The sequence below is a fragment of the Arthrobacter sp. P1_B11 genome, assembly GCF_056406715.1.
Genome location: NZ_JBFTZQ010000003.1, coordinates 120,907 through 134,819, shown reverse-complemented (window position 1 = coordinate 134,819; position 13,913 = coordinate 120,907). Strand labels below are relative to the sequence as shown.

Genomic DNA, 13,913 nt, shown 5'->3' with positions numbered 1-13,913 from the left:
TCCTTTCAGTAGGTGATGGTGTTGGTTGGGCTGGTCAGTTGGTGCAGGTGGTCATACTGGACGGCGTGGCGTACCGGAGCATTGGGCGCCCCGTAGCCGTCGTAGTTGCCGCGGCGTTCCACCATTTCGAAGAACACGCTGCCCACGGTGGCGGTGTAGAAGTGCAGGAACTCGCCGTCCGCGTCGCGGTCGTAGAGCAGGTTGAGCTCCTGAAGCGTGGCCAGGAACGCCGGATCAAGCCCGAAGCGGGCGTCCAGGTCCTCGTAGTAGTTCGCCGGGATCTGCAGGAAGTCCAATCCCCTCTCCTGCGCCGCCCGGGCGGTGGCCACGAGGTCGTCCACGGCGAACGCGATGTGCTCCTGGTAGGTCTTCCGCTGGCCCGTAACCGACGCGCCGGCGCCCGTTTCGGAGGCCCCATCCTGCTGGATGACCGGTGCCAGATTCAGCACCAGCCGCACGGCGCGGTCGGAGGTCTGCATGACCTGGGAGCGGACCAGTCCGCTGGGGCTGGCCACCTCCGCGTACGGCTGCGGTTCCAGGGCCAGGGCGCTGGTGTAGAAGAGGACGGCCTCGTCGAAGTGCTGCCATGGCTGCGCGAGGTTCACGTGGTCGATCACCGCATTCCGCGCACCGGAGGGGACTTCCAGCCCCCCGACGGACCCGCGGGTCTCGCCAAATTCGTTGATCCAGGCGGCGATGCCGTCCGGGCTGCCCTGGCACAGGAAGATCTCGGTGGAGTCCGGGGCCGCGAAGCCCTGGAACACCTCTTCGTCGGCCTGGCTCTTGCGCGGCACTGCGGGCGCCTTGAGTTGCTGGGCGCGGGCCGAGGCAATGACCGGGGAGTCGACGTCGAACCCGACGGCGGCGATGGCCGGCGCGCCCGAGCCCACGGCACCGGGGGCCTGTTCGTTGATGATCACCCGGGCGTGGCCCATGGTCCACAGCTGGACGTCCTTGGTGCGGTGGCGGCCGTTAAACTCGAAACCGAGCTGCCCCAGGACGGTTTCCAGTGCGGCGGTGTCCGCGGCCTTGACCTCGGCGAAGTTGAAGCCGGCCGGTTCGGCCACCTGCGGGAGCGTGGCCAGTTCCATGGGGTAACGACGGCGGCCGGCAGCTTTGGCGCCCGCCCCGCCACTGGCGGTTCCGGCCCCGTTAAGAGCGGATGCCGCGTTGGCATCCAGCCACTTGGCGCTCTGCTCCTCCAGCCAAATCAGCGAGCGCATGGCGTCCACGGCGGTGCGCTCGACGTCAGACTGGCGGAACACGTCATTGAACACCTCGAGCGACACCGGTCCGGTGTAGCCGGCGCGGACCACGTGGCCCATGAACTTGGCGAGCTCGAACTGTCCTTCTCCCGGGAACACGCGGTAGTGGCGGCTCCAGGACAGCACGTCCAAGGAGAGCTTGGGGGCGTCCGCCACCTGGACGAAGAAGATCTTGTCCGGGTCGAAGTCCTCGATGGGCGCGGTGTCCCAGTCGCGGGACAGGATATGGAAGGAGTCCAGGCATGTGCCGAGGTTGGGGTGGTCCACCATCTCCACCAGGCGGTGCGCGTGCTCGTAGTCATTGACGTACTTGCCCCAGGCGAGCGCCTCGTAGGCCACCTTGACGCCGTGGTCGCCGGCAAGGGCGGCGAGGTCGGCCAGTTGCCCGGCGCGGAGGCCGTCGTCGTCGATCGTGGCTGTGGCCACGTTGGAGCAGACCAGGATGGTGTCCATGCCCAGCCGGGACATCAGCCCGAACTTGGCGTCGGCCCGGCGGAGGTTAGCGGAAAGCAGGTCCTCGGTGACGCTGTCGAAATCGCGGAACGGCTGGTAAAGGTCCAGTGTGAGGCCGAGGTCCGCGGCCATCTTGCGGACGTCCTCCGGGCTCAGCGGTGAGGTGACCAGGTCCTGTTCGAAGATTTCTATGCCGTCGAAGCCCGCAATGGCGCAGGCCTGCATCTTTTCCTTCAGGGTGCCGGAGAGGCACACGGTGGCGATGCCGGTGCGCATCAGACGGCCACCTCTTCCGCCGCGATGAGTTCCAGGAAGTGGGCGCGCATGCGCTCGGCGTCGGCTTCCAGGCCGGTGAAGATCCGGAAGGCGTCCGCGGCCTGGCCCACGGCCATGCGGCCGCCGTCGAGCACTTCGCAGCCCTTGGCACGGGCCTCGCGGACCAGTTCGGTCTCGATGGGGCGGTATACGATGTCCGCCACCCAGTGGCGCGGTTCCACGAGGGCCATGTCCAGGGGCGTGCCGGGGTGGGCTGCCATGCCCACTGGGGTGCAGTGCACCAGGCCGTCGGCCGAAGGCATGAGCTGCGGCAGCTCCGACGTCGTGCGTCCCGTGATGGTGCGGTCGGGGAAGAAGCCGGACAGCTCGGCGGCGCGTTCGGCGCTCCGCGCCGGGTCCATGTCCACGAGGTCCAGCGTCTGCACGCCGGCGGTGAGCAGGGCGTAGGCGACGGCGGACCCGGCACCGCCCGCTCCCAGCTGAACTACGCGGTCCAGCTTGGCGTCCGGGAGCCCGGAGGCCAGGGCGGCGGCAAAGCCGGAGAAGTCGGTGTTGTGGCCGATGAAGCGGCCGTCCTGGATCACCACGGTGTTCACGGCGCCAAGCTTTTCGGCGTCGGGTGCGATCTCGTCCAGGTGCTCCAGGACCAGCTGCTTGCACGGGTGGGTGATGTTCAGCCCGTTGAAGCCCAGCCGGTAGGCGCTCTGCAGCAGGTCACCGATGGACGTGGCGGGAAGGTCCAGCTCGCGGAGGTCTATGGGGCGGTAGAGGTAGCGGAGCCCTTGGACATCGCCTTCGCGCTCATGCATGTGGGGGGAAAGTGACGGCATCACGCCATCGCCGACCAGTCCCACGAGGTAGGACTCAGTTCGATTGCTCATGCGTGCGGCTCCTTTGACTGCGGCACACGGCCGGCTGGGGCACTCGGGCGCCTGCCGCTGGCCAGGTGATAGGGATTACAGTACAACAAAAGTTCATATGATGCACTCTTGTTCTTGATACGAACAAATACGTGATGAATGAGCGCGTATTACCGCTGAGGCAGGCGTGCTGCCAGCTCGGCAGCCGCCTCCTGCAGCAGCGGAACGTGAGCCACGAGGGCGTCCATGCTGAGCCGAAAGACGGGCACGGCGGTGGCCAGCGAGGCGAAGGCGACCCCCTGGGAGTTGAAAACCGGCACTGCCACGGCGCGCATTCCAAGCTCGTTTTCCTCGTCCATGACCGCGAAGCCCTGGCGCCTGACCTTGTCTATCTCGGCACGGAAGACACCACGGTCGGTGATGGAGACATTCGTCAGCGGATCCAGCGGCAGCTCCTCCAATAGCCGCTCGCGATCTGCGTCCTCGGCGAAGGCCACAAGCGCCTTGCCCACCGACGTGGTGTGGAGGGCGCCGAGGAAGCCCGGATCGCTGGTCACGCGGAAGGTCTGCGGGCCGTCCACCTTGTTCACCGTGAGGTGGTGGATGCCATCCCGGACGGACAGGATGGTGGCCTCGCCCGTCTGTTCCGTGACGCGCCGCAGAATGGGAAGCGCGGTGCCGGCGAAGCCGTGGTGGTTGGACACCCGCTGGCCGAGCTGGAAGATCCGCAGGCCGAGGTGGTAGCGGCGGCCGTCCGGCTCGTAGTCCACAAAGCCGTCCCGCGTCAAAGAACCCAGCAGCCGGTAGGTGGTGCTGAAGGGAAGGTCGGCGCGCCGGGAAAGCGCGGAGGCACTGGCGCCGCGCGGCTCGTCCCCCAGCAGGACCAAGAGGCCCAGGGCCTTGCCCACCATGTCCGTGCGGGAGTCATCCTTTCCCGGCTTGGCGGACTTGGCCTTCAGGCCTCCCTCCGCCGCCGATGCTTCGTCGGGGAACCGGGCATCATCCGGGGCCTTGATTTCTTCCGGGGGCTGGATGCCGGCGTCATTGCCTGTGGCTTCTTTCACACTCATAACTCGATGTTGCCACAATGTGAGAGCTATTTCTAGATGGTGAACAATCTTCTTGACAAGTGACTGCCCTCACAGCCATAGTTGCTGTATCGCACAAGTAGCTCTCACCATGTGGCTACTTAGTCCGGGTCTTTCCAAGGACCTCCAGCCGCCCTTTCCCCATCCAGGACGGCGGCTGCGACCCTCCTGATACATCCGCGACAATGTCGTCACACTGAAGGAACACCATGAGCCAGACACTCCCGTCCATGACGCCGGGCACTGTTGCCCCGGCCGGGACCCCGAAGAAGGCAGCCCTTGCCAGCTTCCTCGGCAGCGCCGTCGAGTACTACGACTTCTTTATCTTTGGCTCGGCAGCTGCCCTAATCTTCCCTAAGGTCTTCTTCCCGGACGCCGACACTAACGCGGCCATCATGTCCTTTGCCACGTTCGGCTTTGCCTACGTGGCGCGCCCCGTGGGTGCCGTCATCCTGGGCCACTTCGGCGACCGGGTGGGCCGCCGCAAGGTCCTCATGTTCACCCTGCTCCTCATGGGCGCCTCCACCTTCGTGATCGGCTGCCTGCCGGACTTCAAGACCGTTGGCTGGTGGGCCCCGGTCCTCCTGGTGCTGGCGCGCCTCTGCCAGGGGCTTTCCGCCGCCGGCGAGCAGGCCGGAGCCTCCTCCATGACGCTCGAGCACGCCCCGGACAACCGCCGCTCCTTCTTCACCTCCTGGACCCTCACCGGCACCCAGGGCGGCCAGATCCTCGCGGCCCTCGTTTTCATCCCCGTCCTCGCCCTGCCTGACGAGATCAAGTACGGTATCGGCTGGCGCATTCCGTTCTGGCTCAGCGCCGTGGTGGTCATGGTTGCCTTCTTCATCCGCCGCACCCTGCACGAGCCGCCGGCCTTCGCGGAAGCCCAGAAGACCGCCCAGATCGCCAAGCTTCCCGTTGCCGACCTGCTCAAGAGCCACTGGCGCGACGTACTCCGCGTCATCTGCTGCGCGTTCATCGCCGCCGTCTCCACCGTGTTCGGCACCCTCGCCATCAGCTACGCCAAGACAGTTGCCGGCGTGGACGGCACCACCACCCTGTGGCTTGTGGTCGGCGCCAACCTCGTGGCCCTGGGCACGCAGCCGCTGTTCGGCAAGCTCGCAGACAGGATCGGCCGCAAGCCCGTCTTCATCTACGGCGCACTCTCCAGCGCTGTCCTCACCCCGGTCTTCCTGCTCAGCCTCGAATCCCACAGCGTCCCGCTGATGTTCCTGGCCGCCATCGGCTTCTTCTCGTGCGGCTATGCAGCCTCGAACGCCGTCTGGCCGTCCTTCTACGCTGAAATGTTCAGCACCAAGGTCCGCTTCTCCGGCCTCGCGATCGGCACCCAGCTCGGCTTCCTCATGGCAGGGTTCGCCCCCGCCATCGTGGCGGCCATGGGCGGCATCAAGCCCGGCGGCTGGGTCCAGATCAGCATCTTCACGGCCGTGATCTGCGTCGTTGCGGCCGTCTCGGCCCTGACGGCCAAGGAAACCTTCAAGGTTCCCACCAAGCAGCTCGGCCTCAAGTAACCCGACCGGCCCGGGCGCGTCCCGCCGTCGTGACCCCGTTTGCCCGCCAAACGCCTCACGCCACGGCGAGTCCCCGGCCTACTCGGCCTGTTCGGCTTCAAAGAAGGTCACGACGGCGGCCCTCCCCTCATGAGGGGCGGGCCGCCTTTCTCATGTGGCCAGCACCTCGGCGAGGTCGAACTTCACGGGCTCCTCGAGCTGCTCGTAGGTGCACGTGTCCGGGTCCCGGTCCGGGCGCCAGCGCACAAACTGCGCGGTATGACGGAACCTTTCGCCCTCCATGTGGTCGTACTTGACCTCCACAACGCGGTCGGGACGCAGCGGCGTGAAGGAAAGGTCTTTGCCTGCGCTCCAGCGGCTGCCCTCGGCCTTGCGCGGCGTGCGCGCGCCTTCCTCCTGTTTGGCCCAGGCCCACGGGTGTTCATCGAAGCTGGTGACCAGCGGCTGGAGTTCCTCGAAGAGCTCCCGGCGCCGCTGCATCGGGAAGGCGCCCACCACACCGACGCTGGCCAGTTCGCCGCCGGGCTTGTACAGGCCCAGGAGCAGCGAACCGATCGCGTCCGGCCCGCTCTTGTGCACCCGGTAGCCGGCCACCACGCAGTCGGCAGTGCGCTCGTGCTTGATCTTGAACATGACCCGCTTGTCCGGCTGGTACACGCCGTCGAGGGGCTTGGCGATGATTCCGTCCAGGCCTGCGCCTTCAAACTGGTGGAACCACTTCCCGGCGATCTCCCGGTCCTGCGTCGCGGCCGTCAGGTGGAGCGGTGGAGCGGCGCTGGCGAAGACCTGTTCCAAAGCTGCGCGCCGCTCGGTGAACGGCCGGCCGCTGAAGTCCTCATCCCCCAGGGCCAGAAGATCGAACGCCACAAACTTCACCGGTGTCTGTTCTGCAAGGAGCCTGACGCGGCTGGCCGCAGGATGGATCCGCTGCTGCAGGGCGTCGAAATCGAGCCGGTCCCCTGACGCGCCCACCAGCACGATTTCGCCGTCGAGCACGCACCGCGGGGGCAGGTTGGCCTTGAGCGCCTCCACCAGTTCGGGAAAGTAGCGCGTCATGGGTTTTTCGTTGCGGCTGCCGATCTCCACGTCGTCGCCGTCGCGGAAAACGATCGACCGGAAACCGTCCCACTTCGGCTCGTAGCTCATGGCGCCGTCCGGAATGGCGGGCACCGCCTTCGCGAGCATCGGAGCAATGGGGGGCATGACCGGCAGCTGCATACGCCCCATTCTTGCCCGGGGGCCATCCCGGCGCCAGCCCCCGCGGCCCGGCAATCCTCCGCAGCGGACCTTTCCACACCGGGCCCTCGACACAGCCACCGGCCGCCGGTAGACATTAACGATGGCAGCCATCGGTTTTCACGCGTCGCATGAACAGATCAGCCCGGGACAGCTTCTGAAGGACGTCCAGCGTGCCGAGGAGGCAGGCTTCGACGCCGCCATGTGCTCGGACCACATCGAGCCATGGTCCGCACGGCAGGGGCATTCCGGCTTTGCGTGGTCCTGGCTGGGCGCCGCGCTGGCCACCACCGGACTGCGGTTCGGCGTGGTCAACGCCCCGGGCCAGCGGTACCACCCCGCCATCATCGCCCACGCCTCGGCCACGCTGGCGTCGATGTTCCCGGGCCGGTTCTGGATGGCGCTGGGCAGCGGGGAGAACATGAACGAACACATCACAGGTGACCCGTGGCCGCAGAAAGACACCCGCCAGCGCCGGCTGGAGGAATGCGTGGACGTCATCCGCCGCCTGCACGACGGCGGGGAGGTCACGCACCACGGGCTGGTCACCGTGGAGCAGGCAAGGATCTGGGACGTTCCGGTGCCCAGGCCGCAGCTCATTGCCCCGGCCGTCAGCGTGGAGACGGCGCGCCGTTCGGCCACCTGGGCTGACGGGCTGGTGACCGTGAACCAGCCCCACGGGAAGCTCAAGGAGATGCTCGCCGCCTACCGGGACAACGGCGGCCGCGGCAAGGCAGTCCTGCAGATCCACCTGTCCTGGGCGCCCGGGGAGCAGGACGCGGTGGCCATTGCACTGGACCAGTGGCGGACCAACGTTTTCGCCCCGCCCATCCCCTGGGACCTGCCCACCGCTTCCCATTTCGACGGCGTCAGCGCAGATGTCGGGGAGGAACAGGTCCGGAAGTCGGTGAATATCTCGACCAGCCTTGACCAGCACGCCCAGTGGCTCGGTGAGTACGCCGAGCTCGGCTTCGACGAGCTGTACCTGCACTTCGTTGGGCAGGATCAGGCCCCGTTCATCGATGCCTTCGCCGAAAAGGTGCTGCCCCAGCTGCGGACGGTACCGGTCGCATGAGAATCGCTGAAACCTCGGACCTGTGGTGGAAGAACGCCGTGATCTACTGCCTCGACGTCGAGACATTTTTCGACGACGACGGCGACGGCACCGGCGATTTCGCCGGGCTCACCCAGCGCGTGGACTATCTCGCGGCGCTGGGCGTGAGCTGCATCTGGCTCATGCCGTTCTATCCCTCGCCTGACCGCGACGACGGCTACGACGTTACCGATTTCTTCAGCGTGGACAGCCGGCTGGGCACCATGGGTGACCTCGTGGAGTTCATCCGTACGGCCAAGGACCGCGGGCTCAGGGTGATCGCGGATTTCGTGGTCAACCACACCTCGAACCAGCATCCGTGGTTCCAGGAGGCGCGGAAGTCCGTGGACAACCCGTACCGCGACTACTACGTGTGGCGGAAGGACACACCGCCGGACACGTCCTCGGAGGTGGTGTTCCCGGGCGAGCAGACTTCCATCTGGACCCAGGACGACGCCACCGGCGAGTGGTACCTGCACATGTTCGCGGAGCACCAGCCGGACCTGAACGTCACGAACCCCAACGTCAGGAACGAGATCGCCAAGGCCATGGGGGTGTGGCTGCAGCTCGGGCTGGACGGGTTCCGCCTCGACGCCGTGCCGTTTTTCCTGGAAACCCGCGGCGAGCCCAAGGACGAGGCGGCCAAGATCGACCCGCACGACTACCTCAGCGCCCTGCGCAGTTTCCTCAACCGCCGCAACGGCAGCGCGGTCCTGCTCGGCGAGGTGAACCTGCCGTACAAGGAGCAGCTGGAGTACTTCGGCGGCGCCGAGGGCAACGAGCTGAACATGCAGTTCGACTTCATGTCCATGCAGCACATGTATCTCTCGCTGGCCAGGCGGGACGCCCGACCGCTCGCGGAGACGCTGAAGAGCCGCCCGCAATTGCACCCTGACAACCACTGGGCCATGTTCGTCCGCAACCATGACGAGCTCACGCTGGACAAGCTTAGCGACGGCGAGCGCGAGGAGGTTTTTGCCGCGTTCGGCCCGGAGAAGAACATGCAGGTCTACGGCCGGGGCCTCCGGCGCAGGCTGCCGCCGATGCTTGACGGCGATACCGGCAGGATCAAAATGGTCTATTCGCTGATGTTCTCCCTGCCCGGCACTCCCGTGCTGTACTACGGCGAGGAAATCGGGATGGGCGAGGACCTGCGGCAGAAGAGCCGGGCCGCCGTCCGCACGCCCATGCAGTGGAACAGCGAAAAGAACGGCGGCTTCTCCGAAGCCCGGGCATCGCAGCTGGTGGCGCCGCTGGTGCGTGGGGAGTTCGGCCCGGACAAGGTCAACGCGGCGCAGGCCAAGCGGGATCCGGAGTCGCTGTGGAACTTCATCGCCACACTGATCCAGCGCTACCGCGAATCCCCGGAGCTGGGCTGGGGCGACTTCGCCGTCATCGACCAGCCCGAGCCGGCGGTCTTTGCCCACTCTTGCAGCTCGGCGGGAGCAACGCTGGTGCTGCTGCACAACTTTGGCCAAGACACGGTGAAGGTCAGCGGCACAGTGGGGCCGAAGGAGGCGCCCCGGGCGGCCTTCAGGGGCGCCGTCCTGCTGGACCTGCTCGACGGCGGCAACGTTCCATTGAAGCCCGACGGCGGGTTCACCGTGGAGCTGGGACGCTACGGCTACCGCTGGTTCCGCGTCCACCGGCCTGGCGACCGCCTGGCCCCGTGAAACCGCCTGGCCCCCTGCGGGCGCGTGTCCCCATGGGAGCGCCGCCCCGCGTCGTGGCCTCTCGGCGCCCCTACAGCCCCCGGCGGAACACCTTCACTGCCCAGGGACGCAGCCCAAGGCCGGGCTCGGCCGGGTAGTTGCCGAGCACCTGTCCGGCATCTTCCCAGGAGCCGTCGATGTCGGCGCGCTGTTCCGTTCCGGAGAAGTTGCCAAGCACCAGCATCTCGGCGTCCGGCAGCGAGCGCCGGAATGCATAGACGTGCTCGTCGTCGGGCAGCAGCATAGTGAAGTCGCCGTAGGCCACCACGGGGTCCGCATGGCGCAGCGCGATGACCTTCCGGTAAAAGCTGAAGACCGACTCGGGGTCATCCACCTGGGCAGCGGCGTTGATGGAATTGGCGTTCGGGTTCACCGCGATCCACGGGGCACCGGTGGTGAAGCCGGCGTGCCGGCTGGCATCCCACTGCACCGGCGTGCGGGCGTTGTCCCGGTTCAGGGGCGCCAGAGCGGCGAGGACCTCGGCATCGGTGTGCCCGAGGTGGGTTGTTGCCTCCCGGTGGTGGTTCAGGACCTCGATGTCGCGGTAGTCGCTGATCGCGCCAAACGACATGTTCGTCATGCCCAGCTCCTCGCCCTGGTACACATACGGGGTGCCGCGGTGCAGATGGAGGATGGCGGCGAGCATCTTGGCGGAGAGCTCCCGGTACTGGCCGTCGTCACCGAAGCGGGATACGGCGCGGGCCTGGTCATGGTTGCCCCAGTAGAGGCTGTTCCAGCCGCGCTCCCCGAGTCCTTCCTGCCAGCGGCCCAGGGACTTCTTCAGGTCGGTGAGCAGGAGCTTCTTGGGACGCCACTTATTGCCGCCCTCCTGGTCCAGGGCCACGTGTTCGAATTGGAACACCATGTCCACTTCCTGGCGTCTGGGGTCAGTGAAGAGCGCGGCGTCCTCCACCGTCACTCCGGGCATCTCGCCCACAGTGAGCAGTTCCTTGTCCCGCCCGGCGAACACTTCCTGGTGCATTTCCTGCAGGAACTCGTGGATCCGCGGGCCACAGATAAAGTGCGGGCCGCCGTCGCCGTACAGCATGCCTTCAGCAATCGGTCCGTCCGGCAGCGACTGCTCCTTGGAAATGAAGTTGATGACGTCCATCCGGAATCCGTCCACGCCACGGTCCAGCCACCAGTTCATCATGTCGTAGATGGCGGCCCGCACTTCCGGGTTTTCCCAGTTCAGGTCCGGCTGCTTCCGGGAGAACAGGTGGAGGTAACACTCTCCGGTGGCGGCGTCGTACTCCCAGGCGGGGCCGGAAAACGCGGAGCCCCAGTTGTTGGGTTCCGCCCAGGCCGCCCCAGGCTCAGCACCGGACCGCGGCGGCCGCCACCAGTACCAGTCGCGTTTCGGGTTGTCCTTGCTCGAGCGCGACTCCACGAACCACGGGTGTTCGTCCGATGTGTGGTTGACCACGAGGTCCATCACGAGCTTCATGCCGCGGGCGTGCAGTCCTTCGAGGAGCTCATCCAGCGTTTCCAGGTCTCCGAAGATGGGATCGATGTCGCGGTAGTCGCTGATGTCGTAGCCGTTGTCGTCCTGCGGTGAGCGGTACACGGGGGAAAGCCAGACGACGTCGACGCCCAGCGTCTGCAGATAGTCGAGCCTGCCGATGATGCCACGGAGGTCCCCCACCCCGTCGCCGTCAGAATCGGCGAAGCTGCGCGGATAGATCTGATAGACCACTGCACTCTTGAACCACTCGCGGCCTGCTCTGAAGGCCGCTTCTGCCTCGGTTTCCTGGATCGTCATTGCTGGTCCCTCCTGGTCGGCGGCGTGACGGATGCAAGCCCACTGAAAGTCTGCTGGCTCTGCTTTCGGCGGTCAATGGCATGCTGAAACCGGAGCGGCGCGGGAAACTAACCGCGTGCTAACGGGCAGGAAACGCAGGCGCAACATTCCCCCGCCACACTGGAAGTGCCGGCAATAGCAGGCACCAGCTCCAGCTCGGGAGGCCACGCCATGTTGAAGGAAGCCAAAGCCCACATAACCCGCGTCCGCGCCTTGGACCAGCTCCACCGCGGGGACGAGATCGAAGCCCGCCTCTCGGTGGGTCCCAGTTACGACGACGTCGTCATCCGCCGCGGCAGCGTCCAGGAGACGGCGCCCGGGATCGGCGTCGTGTGGATCATGGACCATCACACCGGGATGCGCCGAGCCATCAATACGGATGAGTGCAGCGTTTGGCGCGTCGCCTGAGCCAGCTATCCCCCGGCCACGGACTGAATGATCAGCACTTCCTGGCCGGCAGCGACTTCCGTATCCAGGCCCTGGAGACGCCGGACCTCGTCGCCGTTCACGTAAATATTCACGTAGCGGCGGAGTGCACCGGTTTCGTCCCGCAGCCTCCTGGCAAGCACCGGGTAGTCCCCGGTCACGGAATCCAGCACCCGGCCCACAGTCACCGTCCCGTCGGCGGGCGCAGTCAGCAAGGACTGCCCGCCGGCGAGCGGCTGAAGGACGCTGGGAAGCACCACGCTGATCTCACCCACAACGGATCCTCATGCGGAGGCCGGCGCGGGAACCGTGGCATCCGCCACGACGGCAGCGCGCACGCACAGGACGTCCGGCAGGTGGGACGCAACCTCCGCGAAGGTTTCGCCCTCGTCTGCGCTGGCGTACACCGAGCCTCCGCGCGTTCCGAAGTACACCCCGGCAGGTTCGGCGGAATCCACGGCCGCGGCGTCACGGAGCACGGCGTTGTATTCGGACTGCGGCAGTCCCGCATCCAGCCGCTTCCAGGTGTCGCCGGCGTCGTCGGTGCGGTGCACGGCGAGCTTCCCCTCGGGCGGGATCCTTTCGCCGTCGGCCTTGAGCGGAACCACCCAGGCCGTGCCCGCCCTCCGCGGGTGCGTCAGCATCACGAAACCGAAGTCGGCGGGCAGCCCCTCCGCGATTGATTGCCAGCTCTCGGCATTGTCGTCACTGCGGTACACGCCGTGGTGATTTTGCGCGTAAAGACGGCCTTCGACGGCGGCATCCGCTGCAATCTTGTGGACACACTGGCCGAACTCCGGGTTGGGGTCCGGCATGAAGTAGGCCGAAATTCCCTTGTTCCGGGGCTCCCAGGACGTCCCGCCGTCGAGCGAGCGGTAAACGCCGCCCGTGCTCATGGCGATGTGCACGTTGTCCCCGGACGGGTTGACGACGATCGAGTGGGCGGCGGCGCCGCCATAGCCGGCGCCCCATTCGCTGCGGTGGGGGTGGTCCCACAGTCCGCGGTTCAGCTCAAAGTGTTCGCCGCCGTCGGTGGACTTCCAGACCGAAATCGGCTCGGCGCCGGCCCACACCACGCCGGGCCGCGACTCGGCGTCGGGGTGGATCTGCCAAATGCGTTCGACGGCGGCGTCGGTGCCGTCGGGGAACTTGATGGCACCCTGTTCGGGCTCGGTCCAGGTGGCGCCGAGATCATCCGAGTGGGCCACGGTGGGGCCCCAGTGTTCAGACCGCACGCCCACCATGATGCGGGTGCGGCCGTCCCGCGTGTCGATTCCGATGCTCGGTATCTCGCTCATCAGGAAGTGCGGGCCGGAGAGGGACCATTGCTTCCGGTCCTGGCTGGTCGCCAGCCAGAGTCCTTTTTTGGTCCCGATCGCTAAGAGGTAAGTCTCTGGGGTAGCCATGAACCCCATGCAACCACTCCGGCAGAGAGGCCGCAATGGTTTTCCAGGCAATCAGAAGGAACCGCGCCTCAGCGCTTGGTTGCGGTCCGCGTCCTGGCAGCCGCGCGCAACTGGCCGCGCCGGTGCTTGCGCCACCACCGCCGCACCAGGTCGAAGGCGGCCAAAAGTCCGGCGAGGGGCGACAGAACGGCCAGGGCGTAGACGAAGAGCAGCCATGTCAGCGTTGCCAGGGGAGGCTGATTCTTGCTCAAGAGCGACAGCCCGCCAAAGAGGCCGGCAGTCCAAAAGAGCACCACGAACACCAGCACGGCAGCCGCGGGAAAGTACTCATTCCGTACGATTCTCATCAGGGTCCCCATGCCTGCTCCTCCTACCGTCCCCGCACAATTGGCCTGTCCGTTCCAGTATGCGGCGCCCGGACCGGACTTCCCGCGCGCCACGGGCCGATGTGATCAAACCGACCCCTGCCGGGCCGGCCGACCTGCGTCAGGGGGTCCTTGGCGTGACCCGAACGCCGGCGACTGCCCCTGAGACGTTGCCGGACGGGAGCCGTGCGAGCCTGGCAAGGAGGGGCCGCATCCCCAACCGGTCGAGTATTCGCAGCCGGTGACGCCAGCAACCAGCAGCACGGCCGCCAGAACTATCTTCCCGCAGCGGCCCTGTCGGTTTCCCCCAAAACGTGACATGCACCGAGCGTGCACAGGAGGTGGATCACGGACGTGGGACGCCTGCATCAATGTTCGGCATCAAAGTTCGGTGCGGAGCACG

Annotated in this window: 12 protein-coding genes; 4 read left to right on the top strand and 8 right to left on the bottom strand. The window is 66.6% G+C overall.

Going from position 1 to position 13,913, the window contains the following annotated elements; all coding sequences use genetic code 11:
* Window positions 1-5: 5 nt before the first annotated feature.
* The 3 genes from AC1D14_RS04025 to AC1D14_RS04015 form a co-directional block, all read right to left on the bottom strand.
* On the bottom strand, window positions 6-1,994 hold the full coding sequence (locus AC1D14_RS04025) for a bifunctional sugar phosphate isomerase/epimerase/4-hydroxyphenylpyruvate dioxygenase family protein (protein ID WP_230120019.1): 1,989 nt from the start codon (window positions 1,992-1,994) through the stop codon (window positions 6-8).
* Window positions 1,994-2,875: a shikimate dehydrogenase gene (locus tag AC1D14_RS04020; RefSeq protein WP_230120020.1), complete on the bottom strand. Its 882-nt coding sequence runs from the start codon at window positions 2,873-2,875 to the stop codon at window positions 1,994-1,996. Before AC1D14_RS04020 ends, AC1D14_RS04025 begins: the two co-directional genes overlap by 1 nt.
* Window positions 2,876-3,024: 149 nt before the next feature.
* A complete protein-coding gene (locus tag AC1D14_RS04015; protein ID WP_476881173.1) occupies window positions 3,025-3,924 on the bottom strand; it encodes an IclR family transcriptional regulator in 900 nt (299 codons plus the stop codon).
* Between the two features lie 227 nt (window positions 3,925-4,151).
* Between AC1D14_RS04015 and AC1D14_RS04010 the strand changes: the two genes are divergently transcribed.
* Window positions 4,152-5,471 (top strand): MFS transporter, encoded by a 1,320-nt coding sequence (locus tag AC1D14_RS04010; RefSeq protein WP_230120021.1) that lies wholly within the window; start codon window positions 4,152-4,154, stop codon window positions 5,469-5,471.
* A 150-nt stretch (window positions 5,472-5,621) separates the two neighbouring features.
* Here the strand turns inward: AC1D14_RS04010 and AC1D14_RS04005 are convergent, their stop codons facing one another.
* Window positions 5,622-6,689 (bottom strand): ATP-dependent DNA ligase, encoded by a 1,068-nt coding sequence (locus tag AC1D14_RS04005; protein ID WP_230120022.1) that lies wholly within the window; start codon window positions 6,687-6,689, stop codon window positions 5,622-5,624.
* 121 nt (window positions 6,690-6,810) lie between these two features.
* On the opposite strand from AC1D14_RS04005, the gene AC1D14_RS04000 reads away from it, so the two are divergent.
* Entirely contained in the window at window positions 6,811-7,782 is a 972-nt protein-coding gene (locus AC1D14_RS04000) for a TIGR03885 family FMN-dependent LLM class oxidoreductase (protein ID WP_476968071.1), read from the top strand.
* A complete protein-coding gene (locus tag AC1D14_RS03995; protein WP_476968070.1) occupies window positions 7,779-9,473 on the top strand; it encodes an alpha-amylase family protein in 1,695 nt (564 codons plus the stop codon). The genes AC1D14_RS04000 and AC1D14_RS03995 overlap by 4 nt, the downstream gene beginning before the upstream one ends.
* 70 nt (window positions 9,474-9,543) lie before the next feature.
* Here the strand turns inward: AC1D14_RS03995 and AC1D14_RS03990 are convergent, their stop codons facing one another.
* On the bottom strand, window positions 9,544-11,274 hold the full coding sequence (locus AC1D14_RS03990; protein WP_230120025.1) for a glycoside hydrolase family 13 protein: 1,731 nt from the start codon (window positions 11,272-11,274) through the stop codon (window positions 9,544-9,546).
* Window positions 11,275-11,484: 210 nt separating this feature from the next.
* Between AC1D14_RS03990 and AC1D14_RS03985 the strand changes: the two genes are divergently transcribed.
* Window positions 11,485-11,721: a hypothetical protein gene (locus AC1D14_RS03985; protein WP_230120026.1), complete on the top strand. Its 237-nt coding sequence runs from the start codon at window positions 11,485-11,487 to the stop codon at window positions 11,719-11,721.
* Window positions 11,722-11,726: 5 nt separating this feature from the next.
* Here AC1D14_RS03985 and AC1D14_RS03980 read toward each other — a convergent pair whose 3' ends face one another.
* Genes AC1D14_RS03980 through AC1D14_RS03970 form a run of 3 tightly spaced genes read right to left on the bottom strand, consistent with a single transcriptional unit; the run spans window position 11,727 to window position 13,492 of the window.
* Window positions 11,727-12,014: a MoaD/ThiS family protein gene (locus AC1D14_RS03980; protein ID WP_230120027.1), complete on the bottom strand. Its 288-nt coding sequence runs from the start codon at window positions 12,012-12,014 to the stop codon at window positions 11,727-11,729.
* A gap of 9 nt (window positions 12,015-12,023) precedes the next feature.
* The gene (locus AC1D14_RS03975) at window positions 12,024-13,154 is read right to left on the bottom strand and encodes a WD40/YVTN/BNR-like repeat-containing protein (RefSeq protein ID WP_476968069.1); all 1,131 of its coding nucleotides are present in this window, start codon (window positions 13,152-13,154) and stop codon (window positions 12,024-12,026) included.
* A gap of 59 nt (window positions 13,155-13,213) precedes the next feature.
* Window positions 13,214-13,492 (bottom strand): hypothetical protein, encoded by a 279-nt coding sequence (locus AC1D14_RS03970; protein WP_476968068.1) that lies wholly within the window; start codon window positions 13,490-13,492, stop codon window positions 13,214-13,216.
* Window positions 13,493-13,913 lie beyond the last annotated feature (421 nt).

Bases quoted from the DNA above. Each gene is read 5' to 3' on its own strand.
- AC1D14_RS03970 (WP_476968068.1), bottom strand. From the start codon at position 13,492: ATGAGAATCGTACGGAATGAGTACTTTCCCGCGGCTGCCGTGCTGGTG.
- AC1D14_RS03985 (WP_230120026.1), top strand. From the start codon at position 11,485: ATGTTGAAGGAAGCCAAAGCCCACATAACCCGCGTCCGCGCCTTGGAC.
- AC1D14_RS04005 (WP_230120022.1), bottom strand. From the start codon at position 6,689: ATGCAGCTGCCGGTCATGCCCCCCATTGCTCCGATGCTCGCGAAGGCG.
- AC1D14_RS03995 (WP_476968070.1), top strand. From the start codon at position 7,779: ATGAGAATCGCTGAAACCTCGGACCTGTGGTGGAAGAACGCCGTGATC.
- AC1D14_RS03990 (WP_230120025.1), bottom strand. From the start codon at position 11,274: ATGACGATCCAGGAAACCGAGGCAGAAGCGGCCTTCAGAGCAGGCCGC.
- AC1D14_RS04010 (WP_230120021.1), top strand. From the start codon at position 4,152: ATGAGCCAGACACTCCCGTCCATGACGCCGGGCACTGTTGCCCCGGCC.
- AC1D14_RS04000 (WP_476968071.1), top strand. From the start codon at position 6,811: ATGGCAGCCATCGGTTTTCACGCGTCGCATGAACAGATCAGCCCGGGA.
- AC1D14_RS04015 (WP_476881173.1), bottom strand. From the start codon at position 3,924: ATGAGTGTGAAAGAAGCCACAGGCAATGACGCCGGCATCCAGCCCCCG.
- AC1D14_RS04020 (WP_230120020.1), bottom strand. From the start codon at position 2,875: ATGAGCAATCGAACTGAGTCCTACCTCGTGGGACTGGTCGGCGATGGC.
- AC1D14_RS04025 (WP_230120019.1), bottom strand. From the start codon at position 1,994: ATGCGCACCGGCATCGCCACCGTGTGCCTCTCCGGCACCCTGAAGGAA.
- AC1D14_RS03975 (WP_476968069.1), bottom strand. From the start codon at position 13,154: ATGGGGTTCATGGCTACCCCAGAGACTTACCTCTTAGCGATCGGGACC.